This is a genomic window from Dehalococcoidia bacterium, from assembly GCA_021295915.1.
Lineage (GTDB): Bacteria > Chloroflexota > Dehalococcoidia > Lucifugimonadales > UBA1123 > VXRN01.
Map to the genome: position 1 here is coordinate 155,537 of JAGWBK010000001.1, position 17,137 is coordinate 172,673.

At 57.3% G+C, this 17,137-nt stretch carries 14 protein-coding genes; 7 read left to right on the forward strand and 7 right to left on the reverse strand.

The annotated features are described in order from the left end of the window. Positions 1-66: 66 nt before the first annotated feature. From nifS to J4G14_00760, 3 genes are all read right to left on the reverse strand, one after another. Positions 67-1,230 carry a cysteine desulfurase NifS gene (nifS, locus tag J4G14_00750; protein MCE2456329.1) on the reverse strand — a complete coding sequence of 388 codons (1,164 nt, stop codon included), beginning with the start codon at positions 1,228-1,230 and terminating at the stop codon, positions 67-69. 99 nt (positions 1,231-1,329) lie between these two features. Then, positions 1,330-2,214, reverse strand: coding sequence for an agmatinase (speB, locus tag J4G14_00755; protein MCE2456330.1), 885 nt, complete (start codon positions 2,212-2,214; stop codon positions 1,330-1,332). Continuing rightward, the gene (locus J4G14_00760) at positions 2,211-2,780 is read right to left on the reverse strand and encodes an S-adenosylmethionine decarboxylase (GenBank protein ID MCE2456331.1); all 570 of its coding nucleotides are present in this window, start codon (positions 2,778-2,780) and stop codon (positions 2,211-2,213) included. The genes speB and J4G14_00760 overlap by 4 nt, the downstream gene beginning before the upstream one ends. 125 nt (positions 2,781-2,905) lie before the next feature. On the opposite strand from J4G14_00760, the gene J4G14_00765 reads away from it, so the two are divergent. The 5 genes from J4G14_00765 to J4G14_00785 all read left to right on the forward strand — a co-directional run bounded on the left by J4G14_00765 (position 2,906) and on the right by J4G14_00785 (position 8,737). Continuing rightward, the gene (locus J4G14_00765) at positions 2,906-3,877 is read left to right on the forward strand and encodes an ABC transporter ATP-binding protein (protein MCE2456332.1); all 972 of its coding nucleotides are present in this window, start codon (positions 2,906-2,908) and stop codon (positions 3,875-3,877) included. Then, positions 3,874-4,584: an ABC transporter permease subunit gene (locus J4G14_00770; protein MCE2456333.1), complete on the forward strand. Its 711-nt coding sequence runs from the start codon at positions 3,874-3,876 to the stop codon at positions 4,582-4,584. Before J4G14_00765 ends, J4G14_00770 begins: the two co-directional genes overlap by 4 nt. Positions 4,585-4,629: 45 nt before the next feature. Further along, positions 4,630-6,237 (forward strand): Gldg family protein, encoded by a 1,608-nt coding sequence (locus J4G14_00775; GenBank protein MCE2456334.1) that lies wholly within the window; start codon positions 4,630-4,632, stop codon positions 6,235-6,237. Between the two features lie 13 nt (positions 6,238-6,250). Continuing rightward, on the forward strand, positions 6,251-7,336 hold the full coding sequence (locus J4G14_00780; GenBank protein ID MCE2456335.1) for a hypothetical protein: 1,086 nt from the start codon (positions 6,251-6,253) through the stop codon (positions 7,334-7,336). Positions 7,337-7,486: 150 nt separating this feature from the next. Further along, on the forward strand, positions 7,487-8,737 hold the full coding sequence (locus tag J4G14_00785; GenBank protein MCE2456336.1) for a CinA family nicotinamide mononucleotide deamidase-related protein: 1,251 nt from the start codon (positions 7,487-7,489) through the stop codon (positions 8,735-8,737). A 95-nt stretch (positions 8,738-8,832) separates the two neighbouring features. Here J4G14_00785 and J4G14_00790 read toward each other — a convergent pair whose 3' ends face one another. The 4 genes from J4G14_00790 to coaE form a co-directional block, all read right to left on the reverse strand. Beyond that, positions 8,833-12,123 carry a hypothetical protein gene (locus tag J4G14_00790; GenBank protein MCE2456337.1) on the reverse strand — a complete coding sequence of 1,097 codons (3,291 nt, stop codon included), beginning with the start codon at positions 12,121-12,123 and terminating at the stop codon, positions 8,833-8,835. Between the two features lie 9 nt (positions 12,124-12,132). After that, on the reverse strand, positions 12,133-12,633 hold the full coding sequence (locus J4G14_00795; protein MCE2456338.1) for a CoA pyrophosphatase: 501 nt from the start codon (positions 12,631-12,633) through the stop codon (positions 12,133-12,135). A gap of 118 nt (positions 12,634-12,751) precedes the next feature. Beyond that, a complete protein-coding gene (locus tag J4G14_00800; GenBank protein MCE2456339.1) occupies positions 12,752-13,666 on the reverse strand; it encodes a CbbQ/NirQ/NorQ/GpvN family protein in 915 nt (304 codons plus the stop codon). 5 nt (positions 13,667-13,671) lie between these two features. Next, positions 13,672-14,298, reverse strand: a complete 627-nt coding sequence (gene coaE, locus J4G14_00805) for a dephospho-CoA kinase (protein ID MCE2456340.1) — start codon at positions 14,296-14,298, stop codon at positions 13,672-13,674. Positions 14,299-14,424: 126 nt separating this feature from the next. Here coaE and selA point away from each other — a divergent pair, with 126 nt between their 5' ends. After that, the gene (gene selA, locus J4G14_00810; protein ID MCE2456341.1) at positions 14,425-15,795 is read left to right on the forward strand and encodes an L-seryl-tRNA(Sec) selenium transferase; all 1,371 of its coding nucleotides are present in this window, start codon (positions 14,425-14,427) and stop codon (positions 15,793-15,795) included. Between the two features lie 9 nt (positions 15,796-15,804). Beyond that, positions 15,805-17,136 carry a replication-associated recombination protein A gene (locus J4G14_00815; protein MCE2456342.1) on the forward strand — a complete coding sequence of 444 codons (1,332 nt, stop codon included), beginning with the start codon at positions 15,805-15,807 and terminating at the stop codon, positions 17,134-17,136. Position 17,137 lies beyond the last annotated feature (1 nt).

Here is a 17,137-nt window from a genome sequence, read left to right on the forward strand (position 1 = left end):
TCTGGGAATTCGAGAATTGGGAGTCAGGTTGTTTTCGGTTCAACAATGCCCTTTACCGGAGTCTCACTAGACGCTTGAAAGGGACGGCATTGATCTTAGCCTCCCCACCAAGTCTGTCAGGGTTTCTATCATGTAGTCGACGTCTTCGTCAGTTGTTTCCCTTCCAATAGTGATACGCAGACTGCCCTGCGCCAGATCCGCCGGGAGGCCAATGGCAGTCAACACGTGGGACGGCTCAAGGCTCGCCGACGAGCAGGCAGAGCCGCTAGATGCGCAGATCCCAGCAAAGTCCAGTCCCAGAAGGATTGGCTCCCCCTCGACGTTTTCGAAAGAAACGTTCACATTATTGGGCAGCCTTGTAGTGGGATGACCATTCAACTTCGCATTCGGTATTCGCTCATGAATCCCGTGAATGATCATATCGCGGAGCTTTATCAGGCGCTCTGTTAGCGCAGTTCTCTCGCCTTCTGCGAGGCGGATTGCCTCAGCCAGTCCCACGATGGATGGCACATTCTCCGTGCCTGATCGCCTCTCGCGCTCCTGGCCGCCACCCAGTATCAACGGCTCAAATGGCGTTCCACGCTTAATGTACAGAGCCCCGATGCCTTTAGGCCCGTGCAACTTGTGCCCGGACAGACTCAGGAGATCGACGCTCAGGTCCCGAACATTTACGTCGATAGCGCCGACGGCTTGGACTGCATCGGTATGGACGTAGATCTTCCTGTCAAATCTGAGGGCTTCCCTCTTGACCGCGGCTGCGATCTCCGCGACGGGCTGGATAGTACCTATCTCGTTATTGGCAAGCATGACGCTTACCAGGACGGTACGCTCGGTTATCGCTCCAGCAACGTCCACCGGGTCGAGAAGCCCGTGCTCGTCGACAGGCAGATACGTAACGTCGAATCCGAACTGCTCCAACTGATGACAGGCGTGCAGGACCGCATGGTGCTCTATGCTAGTTGTAATGACATGATTGCCGATGTTTCTGAGGGCAGTGGCCACCCCTTTGATGGCGGCGTTGTCAGACTCGGTGCCACCCGACGTGAAGACCACTTCACTCGCCCTGCAGCCCAGGGCCTTGGCAATTGACCTGCGCGATTGATCGACGGCCCCCCTGCTCTGCTGAGCCAACTCGTAGATGCTTGATGGGTTGCCGAATCCTTCCGAAAAGTAAGGCAGCATGGCCTGCACCACCTCCGGTCTAACCGGAGTGGTGGCAGCGTAGTCCATGTAGATCAGCCTGTCGGTCGCAACCACTGAACCAGTCTCTCTGTCACTATCTTTCAATGTGTCCGCGAATGCGGGACTCCAATTGTAGCGCACAACCCGTCAAGGAGTCAGGACGTAACCCATGACTTTGTATGTGAGCCTTGCCGCCGTCGACGAACAGGCAACTGGACCCTCTTCGGGACTGAGTTCCAGCACGTCGAAACCAACGATTCGGGACTTTCGCGACACCTCACGTATTAACCGGATTGTATCCCACCAGGTCATCCCACCGGGCTCTGGCGTGCCAACTGCGGGCATAATTGACGGGTCCAGGACATCCAGATCAATAGAAAGATAGACATTCTGCGACAGTTGACCACAGACCGCGTCGTGGAGTTCCTGTTCGTTCCGATCCGTCGGCCAAAAGTGAATATCGACACCCGGTTCACTCTGGGCGAAACGGAACTCCTCATCGCTGATGGACCGTACGCCGACTTCCACGATGGGGCAAGTCTCTGAAATTCTCCGTGCCACCGTCGCGTGTCCCAACTCAGTCCCCATGTACGAGTCCCGGAGATCAGCGTGAGCATCGAGATATAGTACAGACAGGTCTTCGTACTTCTCGGCACAAGCCCTGACAGCACCAAGGGCGAGAGAGTGCTCTCCACCAATGAGTACTGGCGTCTTGGCGCTCTTGAGGACATCCGTCACAGCCCTTCTCACCTGATCCACGACCTGGGCCGGGCCTGATGCATCCGGAGTCACTTCTGGCATGGTATAGATACCTGAAGCTGAGGGATCGCACCTCAATTCCACATCGAAGTCTTCCAGGTGGCGCGAGGCATCTACTATCGCTGCTGGGCCGTATCTCGAACCGGTACGAAATGACGTTGTTCCATCGTAGGGAACCGGTAATACGACAAAGTGGGCCGACTCATAATCATGCTCCTCAGGAGGAGTGTCGAGAAAGGTCTGCCAAGCATAGGACGGCTGCCTTGAACTCAACTGCTCCCTTTCGAGGGTTGGAGGCCGAACCGCTCACGGACCATTCCCGTGTAGGCCTCGGTCGTGTCCAGGTACTGCAGACCCCTCTCGAGTACACGACTCTCGGTCCGCTCCAGGCCAAACCAGCCCTTTACAATGTCCAGGGATTCGGCGGCGTCGAATTCACGACATGAGAAGATATCGACGTTCAGGTAAGATCGATCAGGAAATGTATGCACGGTAATGTGACTCTCAGCAATCAGCACAAATCCCGACACGCCCCAGTCCTCCTCCTTTCGGCTTCGGTAAGTGTATACCTGAGGCGGAGCGATCCGGGTCATCCCGATCCGATCGGGGAACCAGTCGAGGAAATCGTGGACCAGGTCTACATCCTTGAGTGAGGAAGGTGCTGCTTCGTAACCGTCGATCACCAGATGCAACGAAATTGTCTCCAGATCAGTTGGTGCTTCAAGTGCGCTGGGCAAGGCGGAAACCGGGCCGCCGATTTGGGCAATTAGCTTAGCACCCGCCCGAGCCTCGGACAACCTGCCTTGAAAGCACGGAAGTGCTTGAATTAGAATCCCCATGGCTTTCGGGATGGGCCAGAGGCATTGGAATCCCTTGCCACTGAAGTTTCGTAAATTACTTAAGTAGATAACACACAGGCGACCACCGACGGTGGTGTGAAGTGCCCGTCAGAGCATAGCGTTGCATGATCGAAGTAAATAACGTAACCAAATATTTCGGGAACTTCCCTGCCATCACTGACATTAGTTTCAGGGTGGAGCAAGGGGAGATTGTCGGTTTCCTAGGGCCGAACGGCGCGGGAAAGTCGACCACAATGAAGGTAATCACCGGCTTCCTCCCTCCGACAGAGGGAAGCGCCTCGGTGGCGGGCTACGATATCGTAACCGAATCGTTGGACGCTCGGCGTCACATTGGATACCTGCCTGAGACTGTCCCCCTCTACACAGAGATGAACGTGCGCGAGTACCTCGAATACATGGGGAAGATCCGGGGTATGGACTCGGCACGAATCAGGACGCGTATCGACGACGTAGTCGAGATCTGTCACCTCGAAGACTACTACTCCTCGATTATCGGTAAGTTGTCCAAGGGGTTCCGACAGCGTGTCGGGATTGCCCAGTCGATAATTCACGAGCCAGACGTGCTAGTTCTGGACGAGCCAACCATTGGCATCGACCCCATACAGGTAGTAGAGACCCGACAGCTCATCAAGGACCTTGGCGGAGAGCACACACTCATTGTGAGTACGCACATACTGCCCGAAGTTAGCCAGATCTGCGAGCGTGTGATCGTAATTCACGAAGGGCAGATCGTGGCCATTGACGAGCCGGACAATCTTGCCCGCAGGCTGCTAGGCCGCGAGCGAGTAGACCTGCAGGTCAAGGGCCCACAGCAGGAAGTTCTCGCCCACCTGTCCGACGTACCCGGAGTGCAGACTGCCAATCGCGTGAACATACAACGCGGAGAACTGCCTCAGTACCGGGTAGAGTCGGAGTCAGGAGTAGAAATAAGGGCGGCGCTGGCTCAGAAGGTCGTTGAGTCCGGCTATGAACTTCACCGGCTCGAGGCAGTCACGATGTCGCTTGAAGAGATTTTCCTGAGGCTGACGACCGAGGAAGAAGACATAGTGGACGGAAGCGCGGAGAACGCCGCGTGAACACGTTCAACATCGCCTGGAAAGAAATTAAGTCCTACTTCGGGACCCCCGCCGCCTACATCGTGGGCGCAATGTTCCTTGGTCTTACCGGTGTCTTCTTCGTAGCCGAAGTGACGGCGCCTTTTGCTGAGGCCGGAGTGCGCGGGATCGTGGAGTGGGCGAGTTTCTTCATCATATTCCTTGCGCCGCTACTGACTATGAGACTGCTGGCCGAAGAGCAGAAGCTCGGCACGCTTGAGCTGTTGCTGACGTCCCCCGTACGAGATTGGGAGGTCGTGCTGGGCAAGTACATCGCCAGCTTCCTCATCCTGGCAGCGATCGTTGCCGTGACGCTCTATTACGTGGTGTTGCTCTACTCTTTTGGAGACCCGGATACCGGCCCCGCGCTGAGCGGTTATCTTGGGTTGCTGCTATATGGCGCCTCGGCGCTTGCAATTGGCCTCCTCGGCTCATCGCTATCAAGCAACCAGATCGTCGCAGCAGTGGTCGGAATAGCAATCCTCCTGATGCTCTCCTTTGTGAACCTGATCGCGGACATCGTCACCGGTATCGCCAGTGAGGTGTTCAACGGCATGTCTATGAACGAACACATCGTCGACTTCAGCCGCGGAGTAATCGACACTTCCAGCGTCGTGTTCTTCCTGTCACTGACTGCCGTATTCCTGTTCCTTTCGATTAGATCGCTCGAAACACGTAGGTGGAGATAGTTGGCAAGGCCTCAAGATCGCCGTCAGTCGATTAGCACGGATTTGTTGGACACAGTCAAGTCCACAGGTTTCTGGAGTGCGATCGGCGCAGTCGTAGGACTAGTTGCCACGATCGCGGGCGTCGTTCTCTTCCTGACGATCGACGAGCTAAGCAACTTCGCTATTTCCGTCCTCATAATCGGGCTCGTCCTTCTGTTCATCGCACTCGTTCTATCTCCTCGAGCGGTTGCCATCTTCATGGCCGGACGTCAGGGTCGATACGGCACCAACGTCGCGATCATGACCGTCGCATTCTTCATCATATTGATTCTGATTAACTTCCTGATGTTTAGGAGTCCGAGCAGACTGGACGTAACAGCCACACGGATCTTTAGCCCGGCACAACAGACCCTGCAGGTATTGGACTCGCTCGAGGGGCCAATCAGAGCCAACGCCTTCTTCTCCCCCACAGACGCCGATTCCACGCTGACTCGCCAACAGGCAGAAGACCTGTTGAACGAGTTTGCACGTCGTAGTAATAACTTCACATACCGGTTCATCGACCCCGAACTGAACCGGAGCATCGCCGTTAGCTATGACGTGACTGACTTTCCAGTAATCGTTTTCGAAGACATCGACACTGGGGTGCACCAGGGAGTCTTCAGCTTCACTCAGCAGGACTTTGTCACAGGTATTCTCGTAGTCTCAGGCACCCAGCAGAAGGTCGTGTACCACCTTACCGGTCACGGCGAGTCCTCCATTACGCGGACTATTACAAATGAGACCGACGACGAAGGATTCGACTTCGCAATTCAGGGTATGCAGCGAGACAACTACAGGGTCTTCCCGCTCAATCTCAAGCAGGATGGTTTCGTTCCTGAGGATGCTGCAGTACTGGTGATTCCAGGTCCCAAACAGAACCTGGATCAAGATGAACTTCAGATAGTCGCCGACTACCTTGCAGGAGGCGGGAAGCTGATTGCCCTGCTTGACCCTGACGCCCCCAACTCTTACAGGGAGTTGCTGGCCGTCTGGGGACTGGCAGTCGGGAATCACCGAATAGCGGACGTAATAAGCAACGTGGCCGGCGAAACCACCTCTCCTATGGTCCAGCGTTCCAACGCCCAGTTCGGTACCAGCGGGCTAACAGGCATCAACATCGCCGATCAGTTGAACAACGTCTTCTTTACGGATGCAACAGCCGTGCTTCCTTCGATCCCACTGGAGGATCTGCCTGCATTCATGTCCTACACAGGACTGGCCAGAACCACTCCTGCAAGCTGGATGGAGTCACACCCGGAAGCTACTGACTATAACCCAGGTGAAGACATTCAGGGCCCGCTGGACGTTGCTGCGGTCATGCAGGCAGGCGCGTCGCTCGCCGGTGACATTGTTCCAGGTGAAAACAACCTCGCCAAGGTCATCGTAATTGGCGATTCCGACTTCGCACGTAACAAGTTCTTCTTCCAGAGCGACAACGCCAATCTGCTTCTGAACTCTGTCAACTGGCTGGCAGAAGACTACGAACTTATTTCCATTCGCGAACCGGCGATTCCCATTCGCGTCCTGGTTTTGAACCAGCGAGAGCGCGACTTCATCAAGTGGACAGGTTGGTTCCTACCGCCGATCCTGATGCTTGTTATTGCAGTAGTCGTCTGGTGGCGCAGGCGGTAAGGCGAACGACACCATGAATTGGAAGATGACTGTTGCTCTCGTTGTCGTCGCAGCCATTGTGGGCGTGGTCGCCTACATCAATCCGTTCGTTCAGGAAGAGGAACGCGAACCCAAGTCTCCGTGGTTCTACCAGGTCAGCTTCGATGACATCGTAAGCATCGAAGTATCCGCTGGTGGAAACACCGAGAAGTTCTTCAAGAACGACCAGGAAGCCTGGGTGTTCGAACGACTCGACGGCATTCCTCCCTCGCACACTCGTTGGGGCGGCATTGTCCTGCTTGTAAGCGGACCCCAGACACGTCGGGATCTGACATCAGGACCGACAGGTTTCCAGGAGGACTTCTCCGTTGGGCGGCAGACCATCGACGATCCCGCAGAGTACGGTCTGGATGAACCAAACCTGGTCGTGAAGCTGGGTCTGACTGCAGACCGTGAGCTTGAGTTCAGGTTGGGAGACAAGACAATCAATGGCCATCACCACTACGGTGAAGTCATTGGATTCGATGAGCTCTTCCTCATAGCAGACATCTGGGGCGAGGTGTTGGCGAGACTGGCAAACGAACCCCCGGTACCCAAGTGGTGGGTATACAGAGACCCTGAGACAATAACTGAGGTGAATGTCTACACTGGCGTGGTCGGAGAGCCGGACGGTCCATTCCTTAGGCTTCAGCAGGAAGAAGGTGAATGGTTCGCCAGGCACTTTGATACCGACGAGGACAATCGGCCTCTCGATACGCAGAAGTGGGAAGAGTACCTGCCTCTTCTCGGCGGCCCGCAGGAGTTTGAAGTCGAAGAATACCGCGTTCGGAGCCGCGACTTCATAGACTGGGGAATCGAGCTCAAGGGCCCTGAAGAGCCGTATGAAGGCAAGACCATCGAAATCAGGTTCTCAGGTACCACCGAGCGGGGCACCCGGTTCATCGACGGCGTGCTGTTCGCATTCGGCAATCGCACAGAAGACGGCGAGCACTACTATGCCACGCCCCTCGCAAGTCTGGCCGCCACACCTCTCATAAAGATAAAAGCCGACTGGGCGGATGCACTGTTCGATCTCGTAGAGAATGTCCCCTACGCCGACGAGGCATCAAGCTCAGGCTAGACTCCACTAGCTACTCTCCGGCACTGCCCCACTGTCGCAGCGCACTCAGCAGCATTGTTCCCTCCACTCACTGGGGATATACTTGCGCCCAATTGCCTGAGCTGACTGTGGTCAGTCGCGGTAAGGGAATCTACTCGCGGAGTTCTAAACATGAATGCCGAGATCATATCCATCGGGACCGAACTGCTGATGGGCGAGACCGTGGATACAAATTCAACGTACATCGGTGAGCAGTTGGCGAAGATCGGGATCAATCTCACCTGGGCCACCAAGGTAGGCGATCATCCGGAGAGGCTTCAGGAGGCCATCAGGCGGGCCTGGGAGCGCTCAGACGTCACCGTAACGACTGGAGGCCTGGGCCCAACGTCCGATGACCTGACCCGGGAATCCATCGCTGCCGTTATGGGTGAGGAGATGGAGGTGCAGGACGACCTGCTCGCTCATCTCAAGTCTCAGTTCGCGAGCCGTGGAATGCCGATGCCGGAGACAAACGTCAAGCAGGCCACGCTGATTCCATCGGCAAGAGTCATTCCGAACCCCATGGGAACAGCACCCGGATGGTGGGTCGAAAGCCATGGGCATGTAATTGCTGCCCTACCCGGACCTCCGAGGGAGATCACTGGCATGTGGGAGGCCGTGGTTGGGCCAGGGCTCCGGGAGCTCAACCCGGGCGTATTCATCGTAACTCGCACACTGAAGACCTTCGGCATCACCGAAGGCGGACTGGACGAGATGCTATCTCCGCTGTTTGAGAGCGAGAATCCGTCGCTCGGCATCTACTCCAAGCAGGACGGAATCCATCTCCGAGCTATTGCACGGGGAGCGTCCGAGGAAGAGGCCAGGCGACTCATTGAACCGCTGGAGGCTGAAATCAGGCGCGTCGCCGGACACGCGATCTGGGGAGAAGATGAAGATACAGCGGTCACTGCCTCACTCGTCGCGCTCGCGAACAGGCATCTCACGCTCGCAATAGTAGAAGGATTTACTGGGGGACTCCTGTCCAGCACCTTGCTGGAATCCACATTGTCCCTGGACACCATGGTTGGAGGAGTGGTTCTCTCGTCTAACGGCGCGGGAGCAAGGATGCTTGGAGGGGTGCGCGGCTCTGGAGGCAGTCCAACTCCACAAGAGGCCACTGCCCTGGCCCACGCAGTGAGGGACGAGTTCAGCGCAGACGTCGGGCTGGCAGTCACAAACCTGGTCTCTGAAGCCACTGAAGAGTCGGGACCGGCTGGGACCACTCACGTCGGGGTAGTAGTCGGAGAAGAGAGCTACGTCAGATCGGCCTCCTACCCTACCCGTCGCCTGCGAATACGTGGTCGTGCCGTTACGCACACACTTCTGGAACTGACGAAGATCCTGGAGACGGGCTCAGGGGGACAAGAGTCCAACTGGGGTTGACCCCGCGTCCACATAACCCCTTTGTTAACGAAGAGGCCGCGACCCATGTGTTGGTCGCGGCCTTGTTTTCTTAGTGAGCTGTCCGAGCCGGTAAGCTACATCGTCAGGCGCCTGTAGAGGAACAGCAGACGCTCAGGTAGGTCGTAGATATTGTCCAGCACCTCGTACCCCATGTCGGCGCACATGGTCTTGAGGTAGTCGTGGCCGTTCTTGTCGACGGTCAGGCAGAATGCGTTGATGTCCTTGCGCCGTGCCTCTTCCAGCGCCATGCGCGTGTCGTGAACGGCGTACTCCTTCTCGACACCCTCCCGGCTGTATCCCCTGTCCTGTGGACGGCCGTCGCTTACCAGGAACAGAATCTTGGTCCTTGCGTCGGCCTTCTCCAACTTGGAGATCGTGTGTCGGATCGCAGGTCCCATCCTGGTGGCATGAAGGGGCGCCACGCGATCTATCCGGCGTTTGACGCGGTCCGAGAACGCCTCATCAAGGTCTTTGATCGTGTAGTACTCGACATTCTCACGACCGTAGCCCGAGAAGCCGTAGATGCCGTAGATGTCCCCAATCGCCTCCAACGCGTTCACAATAAGGACGATGGCCTCTTTCTCGACATCGATAATCCTCTTGTAGGATCGGCGGGCGGCCTCGCCGCGGCGAGTACGCAGCCACACCATGTACTCTACGGGATCGTCGGGTGCGTCCCAGTCGTCTGCGGTACGCTTCCCCTCGTCGATGGCTTCAGCAGTCGACGCGCTGGTGTCCAGAAGGAACGCAGCAGCGACCTCCCTCTGCACCTTGTTCCTGCGCCAGTAGAACTTGTCTGAAGGGCTGGCGCCGGTCTTCATGTCGACGATGGCCTCGATGAGGTCGTCGATGTCGATCTCCTCACCGTCCTCGAGCTTGCGCACGCGGCGGAACATCTCGGGCACCATCATCTCGAACTGTCTGCGAATTCTGGTTACCAGTCCGCCATAGCTGTGCAGGGTAGCCCCGTAGAAGTTGGGGTCTCCCTCGGCCATCATCTTCTGCCGGACGATGCACCACCTGGGCTTGTAGTCGGCGGCCCTGAAGTCCCATTCGTCGTATACAAACGTCTGGGGCTCGCTGGCCTCCAGCGAGTCGCCGTCCTCATCGATATGAACGAACGGTCCGTTGCTGAAGTCGGGATTGTCCGGTAGCTGCATTCCCGCCTCTTTCAGCAGGTTGTCAGCAAACATCCCCTGGGTTTCCTGGAGGTCGCCCTCAACAGCCTGGAGATCCAGCTCAGCGCTGTTCTGCAATAGCTCTTCAAGTTGCTCCTGGGTGATTGGCTCGCCGTTGGCCTCTGCTCCCGAATCCTGCTGCATCCGAAGCTGGGTCAGAAGCTGGGTCAGCTCGGGCTTGAAGTCGCCTCGGTAGTCCACCTCCTCGGAGGACTCATAGTCCTGCTCTTCATCGGGGCGCAGCTCCATGTCCATTCCCATGGCCATCTGCTGGAGCAACTGCTGCATGTCGTCAGGATCGGAGTACTCCTCCTCCTGCTCGTCTTCGACATCAACGTCGTCCCATTCGTCCGGCGGTACCTCTTCGTTAGGAATCGAGGAGATAATGGCGTAGATTCGAAGTGTAGCCTCTGCCGTGTCTTCGACATTAGCTTCGGCGTCCAGAATCTGCCTGGCGACGGAAGCGATCTGCAGGGCCTGGTCCACGTAATCAGTCGGCGCCGGAATTTCCCTGTATTGCTGCAGACTCAGCCGTACCAGGAACTCGACAAGCGCCTCTCTTGCCGGCATCTCGGTAATCTCAGGGCGGCCCTCAGATGAGTCCATCTGCACACGCGCGTAGGCTGCCTTAATGCCCGGGTACTCGTACTTCACCCTGAAGTCCAGCCGGCCATCCTCAACAACCGTGAAGATGTCCAGGGCAAGCTTGCGGTCCTCAAACAGGTTGAAGAACCTCTGCATGTCTGTAATCCAGGCCCGCTCAAGTCCCTCACCTGCCAGGTCTGAGGCAGACTGATCCACTGACTCCGGGCTATCTGGCTGTTCCTGACGCTGCGTCTCTACCTCTTGTCTGCGGTCCTCGTATAGCGCCGACGGTCTGTCAAACTCGAAGAAGAAGCTGCCGAATTCGAGGTGTGCCACCTGGTGGGTCGAAACAACCTTGAACCAGGAGAAGTTTTCGTCCTTTGAGTGGTACCTGTCTACTACGTCCGGCAGAAAGACAGTAGACCCTTCCGTCGTCGGAGACTCAGCTGAGACCCAACCGATGTTGCGGTCTACCAGCTCTGGCGAAGATGAAAGCTTGACCTCTTCACCCGCCAGTCCCCGGCAGTACATCTCCATGATGGCCTTGATTCGGTCGAATTCAACGCCGGACGACAGAGCCTCGATCATCGTTTCAGAGTGAGCGGACTCGATCTTGAAGTAAGCCAGCCCTCCGTCCGGGTTCTGGCGGAGCAGATTAACTCCCTCTTCGTACCATCTCTCGAATTGGGACATCGACAGCCGGTCCATCACCTGCGCCGACGCCTCAATGAAACTGGGGACGGCCTCAGGCGACTCCGATATCAACTGTTCCGACAAAGTAAGAACTCTTGAATGGAGCTCCGGGTCAATTTCGGAGAAGGCCTGCGATGTCTCAAGCATCACACCGGGTATGTTGGAGCCACCCTTGTGAACGAGGTCTTCAGCAATCTTCAGGAACCTGAAACGCTGCTCGGGGTCGATCTTCGGAAGCGCCTTCGCACCTGCGTCGAAGAAGCTCTTTACTTCGCGCCAGCCAGAGTCGACGAGGGCAGAGGCCAGGGTTATGAATGCCGTCTTGTCTTCTCCGATCAACGGGAAGATCTGCGTGCCTAGAGCCAGGCACTCGGAGGCAAGGTCGTAGGACCTGTGCGCAAGCGCGTCCAGGAAAGCGACGAAGCGCTCCAATTCCTGGAACGTAAGGCTTTCCATAAGGGCGGGGCTGTAAGTAAAGAACTTGCAGGCCAGGGTCGATGACTTCCATGTCCCCTTGTACAGGCTGCCGCCGAGCTCTGCCCAGCTCTCAATGTGGCGAGACCGGAGCTTGCTCATGGCTGCAGGGGAAGCCTCGAAGTAGGCCGCCGCCAGCGTGGGAGACTCTTTGCAGAGTTTTGCCCCACAGTCCGTCCAGTTCATGAAGTAGCTGAACGGCATGTACGCAACGACTTTCGGGCTAACCCGGAAGTACTGGGCCGTGGCCTCCCATGACCTGACCGTCTGGTCTGCGATGTTCAGGCCTGCCTGACCCCATAGCAGGATGTTGCCATCCTCCATAGTCTTGGGCATCTTTGAGCGGGCCTTGTCGAACTCCTCGATTACGGGAGCGGGGAACCTGCGGAACTCGGTCCTGAGTTGCGCCAATGTGGGCGTTTGTTCGTTACTCACGAATCCTCCTTACACAGGCAGATCTGCGGTCACTCTGAGAAACTGGTCCAGAATCCTTGCGGTAGCGCCAAATATAACATGCCCGTCGTGCACGAATACAGGCATCGTGCGAAAGGCGTCACCTTCAAGGTGAGTCTCTACCCTGAAGGCACCCGGCTTTCTCAGGTGCGACAGCGGCACGCTGAGTACTTCCGCGACCTCGATACTGGAAGGCACGAAGGGATATGGGTGCGGCACCACGCCCACATAGGTCGAGATCATAAACCCCGTAATCGTGGGTGAGTCGTCAAGGCGGCCGATGACATCCACATCATCCGGCTCTATGCCCATCTCTTCGTGGGCCTCGCGAAGCGCCGTGTGTAGGAGAGAATCGTCTCCGGGGTCTGCCATACCTCCGGGGAAGGATATCTCTCCTTTATGGTGCTCCACATGCTGGGAGCGCTTCTGAAGCACGACAAAGAAGTCGTCATCAGCGCTGTAGAGGGTAAGTAAGACAGCAGCGGGGGCCATTGAATGGCCCTCCGCGACGGTCACCGGGCGGCTCTCCAAGAGCCGCCCGGCACTGGCTATGAATTCAGAGCCCAAGTCCGGGCCTCACCCCACGCCCGCCACCCGCGGACGGTCTCTGCTACTCGAAAATCGAAGTCGTCAGCTCTTCGATGCTGCGCTGTATGCTGAAGTCATCAGTGACAGCCCAGTTGACCGCGACCTGGCAGGCTCGCCTGGGTGAGATACCCTGAGAAATCATCTGGCCAGCATAGATCAGCAGGCGGGTGCTGGCACCTTCGCCGAGACCGTGCTCCTTGAGATTCCTGATCTTCTCGCCGAGCTTGGCAAGCTGGAGCGCGGTATCTTCATCTGTGCCGGATTCGTGTGCGATGATCTCAGCCTCGATGTCACGTGGCGGGTAGTCGAACTCAATCGAGATGAATCGCTGCCTCGTGCTGTGCTTGAGGTCCTTCAGTGCGCTCTGATAGCCCGGGTTGTAGGAGAGGATCAGCAGGAAACCGTCAGCGGCTTCAAGCAGTTCGCCCCGCTTTTCAACCGGCAGTATTCGACGATGGTCGGTCAGCGGGTGAATCAGGACGGTGGTGTCTTTGCGAGCCTCGACGATTTCGTCCAGGTAGCAGATTCCTCCGGCCTTCACTGCACGTGTTAGTGGGCCGTCAATCCAGACGGTCTCATCGCCCTCAAGCAGGTAGCGCCCTACCAGGTCGCTAGCTGTGAGGTCCTCGTGGCAGGCGATTGTCACCAGCGGCAGGTGGTCTCGATCATCGGCAGCCGTATTCCCGTTGCCGGACGCGCTGGCAGATGACTGCTGCGTGACCCTGGTCAGGGGCTGGCTAAGCCTGTATGACATGTATTCTACGAATCGTGTTTTGCCGCAGCCAGTCGGGCCCTTGAAGATTACAGGGATCTTCTGAGCGTATGCGGCCTCGAAAAGGTCGATCTCATCTCCAACGGGAACGTAGTACGGTTCCTCAGTGAGGTGATACTCCTCGATAATGTAGCTCCGAAACAGGGTCCGCGTTGGTGATGTCATCTGGCTTACCGGTCTCCTTGTACTTTCGATGAGACCCGCTGGTCCCAATGTTCCTTGACTGCACTCTTCAACTCTGCCTCGCCGCCATCATTGGCGATAACAATGTCGGCGTGGGTTACTCGCTCTTCCTGTGGCATCTGCGATTCGACCCTGGCACGTGCCTGCTCCGGCGACATACCCCTACCCGTCAACCTCGAATACACCTGCTCAATTGGCGATGTCAGTACCCATATGTCGTCTACGAGGGGAGTCCACCCTGCCTCGATCAGCAATGCGGCCTCAACGACAACGGCGGTAATACCCTCAGCCTTGAGACCCTCGATACGGTCGCTGATCATAGCATAGATGCGAGGATGCACGATGGAGTTGAGCTGCTCCAACTTGGATGGATCACTGAAGACGATCGCTCCAAGCTTAGGTCGCACAATCTGACCTTCTTCGTCGAGTATGTCCGTCCCGAAGGCGTCAACCACCGCCTGCCAAGTCTCGGTGTGAGGGAGGTAGGCTTCGTGCCCCACAAGGTCAGCATTTATAATTGTTGCCCCGGACTCGCGGAGCGTTTCCGACACCAGCGTCTTGCCCGTGGCAATCCCGCCCGTGAGGCCGATAACGAACATACACCTGACCGTCAATTGGGAAAGTCATCACATTCTACTAAAGCCACAGAAATAGGGTCAACTTTGGGCGCCGATGAGGCATGGCCCAGCCCGTCAACCATCGGTATATAATTTACACATATACAGAGCTGCGGAGTTCCAATGGTCTCAAAATTTCGAGCGTTGCCGTCCGTTAATGACGTGCTAAGTGATCCCCGAATTGCCGAGCTTGTCGAGAAGTACTCGCACGAGGCAATAGTGGACATCGTGCGGGAGGAGCTGGACGGAGCAAGAAGTTCGATCAGCTCCGGCGGTGAGCCCCCTGATGCGGACGCACTGACCAAGTCCGTGGCAGCCGAGGCAGAGTCCAGGTGGCGGCCATGGCCACAGGGCGTGATAAACGCCACTGGTGTTGTACTGCACACAAACCTCGGCAGGGCGCCGTTAAGCAGCAGCAGTTTCGAGGCCATGAGAGTCGCCGCTGCCGGATACAGTGACCTCGAATTCGACCTTGCGGCAGGAAGGCGCGGTTCTAGGCAGCAGCACGTCTCGAACCTGATATGCCAGACGACCGGTGCCGAGGCCGCGTTGGCGGTCAACAACAATGCGTCGGCCGTGATGCTCGGACTTGCAGCAATTGCAACCGGTAAAGAGGTGATCGTTTCGAGGGGTGAGGCCGTCGAGATCGGCGGCGGATTCAGGATTCCTGACGTACTGAGCCAGAGTGGGGCGACTCTTGTTGAAGTTGGTACCACCAACCGTACGTACGCCTCTGACTTCGCCTCTGCCATCAACGAACGAACAGGAGCAATCCTGTCAGTTCACGCCTCTAACTTCAGGGTCATGGGATTTACGCATGCGCCTACTACAGCGGAACTCGTGAACGTTGGAGAGAGTTCGGGTGTGCCGGTGCTTCACGATCTGGGCAGTGGTTGTCTGCTGGATTCGAGTAAGTATGGACTTGCCCACGAACCGATGCCGCAGGAGAGCATCTCAGCGGGCGTCGCACTCAGCTTCTTCTCGGGAGACAAACTGCTGGGTGGTCCACAGGCCGGGATAATTGCCGGCCAGAGCGAGTACGTTGCCACTGTGTCGCGGCACCCACTGGCCAGGGCAGTCAGGATCGACAAGTTGAGCATGGCAGCCCTGTCAGCAACTCTTCTCCACTACATCAACGGAGACCCCGAATCCGAGGTCCCGGTCTGGCGGATGATCTCGGCCACGATAGCCGAACTGACAGCACGCGCCGACTCCTGGAAGTCGGCAGCCGGTCCGGGGGCAAGTGTCGTCAGTGCAAGATCGGCCATAGGCGGCGGCAGCCTGCCGGGCGAGACACTGGAATCCGTCGCGCTCCGCATCGACTGCAACGAGTTGGGTACTACCCCCGACGTCGCTCTCAGCGAGCTAAGGAAGGGAACGCCGCCGGTCATTGGCAGGATCGAGGATGACAGTGTCATGCTCGATCCCAGGACTGTACTACCCGAACAGGACGAGGCAGTTGCTGGCACAATACAGCGCCTCATGAGTGTGTGACGCGCCCATATGACCCTCTTCGATCACAGGCGGCGAGAACAGCTGCAAAACGTTGCACCGCTCGCAGAGCGTATGCGCCCCCGCAGCCTGGAAGAATTCGTCGGGCAGGAGCACATTGTTGGCAGGGATAGCGTCCTCGCGAGGTCCATTGCCTCAGGCCATGTGCCCTCGATGGTGCTGTGGGGTCCGCCAGGATCCGGCAAGACCACACTTGCTCAACTGATTGCGTCGCAGATCGACGGGCACTTCGACCGTGTTAGCGCGGTGACCTCCGGGGTAGCCGACCTGCGAAAGATCGTTTCTGAGTCTCGTCATCGGCTGGGGATGAACGGAACGAGAAGCATCCTGTTCATTGATGAAATACACAGGTTCAGCAAGTCGCAGCAGGACGTCATCCTCCCACACGTCGAAGACGGCTCGGTAATCCTGATCGGCGCTACTACTGAAAACCCATCGTTCGAGGTAATCTCTCCCCTCCTCTCCAGGGCCAGGGTTTACGTGCTCAAGCAACTGAATGGAGAGCAGGTCTCCGACATTCTCGACAGCGCAATGGGAGACTCTGAAAGGGGTATCGGTGAACTCAGGCCTTGCCTCGATTTAGATGCCCGCAACGCGCTCATATCACTCAGCAATGGCGACGCCCGCTCCGCACTCAACACACTTGAGCTGGCTGTGCATGCAACGATCCCAGATGAGAATGGCGGCCGTACCGTTTCGCTGGAGACCGTGGAAGAAGCAATCCAGCGTCGAGCATCCATCTACGATCGTTCAGGAGACCAGCACTACGACACCATCTCCGCATTCATAAAGTCAGTCCGGGCGTCAGATCCAGATGCGGCAATCTACTGGCTGGCACGAATGGTGGTTTCTGGTGAAGACCCGGTGTTCATCGCCAGACGACTGGTCATCCTGGCGGCAGAGGACATAGGTCTGGCCGATCCAGGAGCACTGTCCATAGCCGTGGCAGCCCAGCAGGCCGTGAGCCTGGTTGGAATGCCGGAAGGGAGAATCCCGCTGGCTGAGGCGACTGTCTACCTGGCAACGGCTCCTAAGAGCAACAGGGCCTACGCTGCGATCGGAGAGGCGATTAAGGACGCTGAGCGAACGACTAATGAACCCGTACCCCTACATCTGCGCAACGCTGTCACCGGGCTAATGCGAGACTTGGACTACGGAAAGGGCTACGAGTACGCCCACGACCACGAGGGCGGCTTCACCCCCACCCAGAACCTGCCGCACAATCTTAAGGGACGCCGTTACTACAAACCTTCAGACTTGGGGTACGAGTCCGAGGTTGGCGACAGGATGAAACTCTGGTGGGGAGACAGGGCCAGTGAATGAG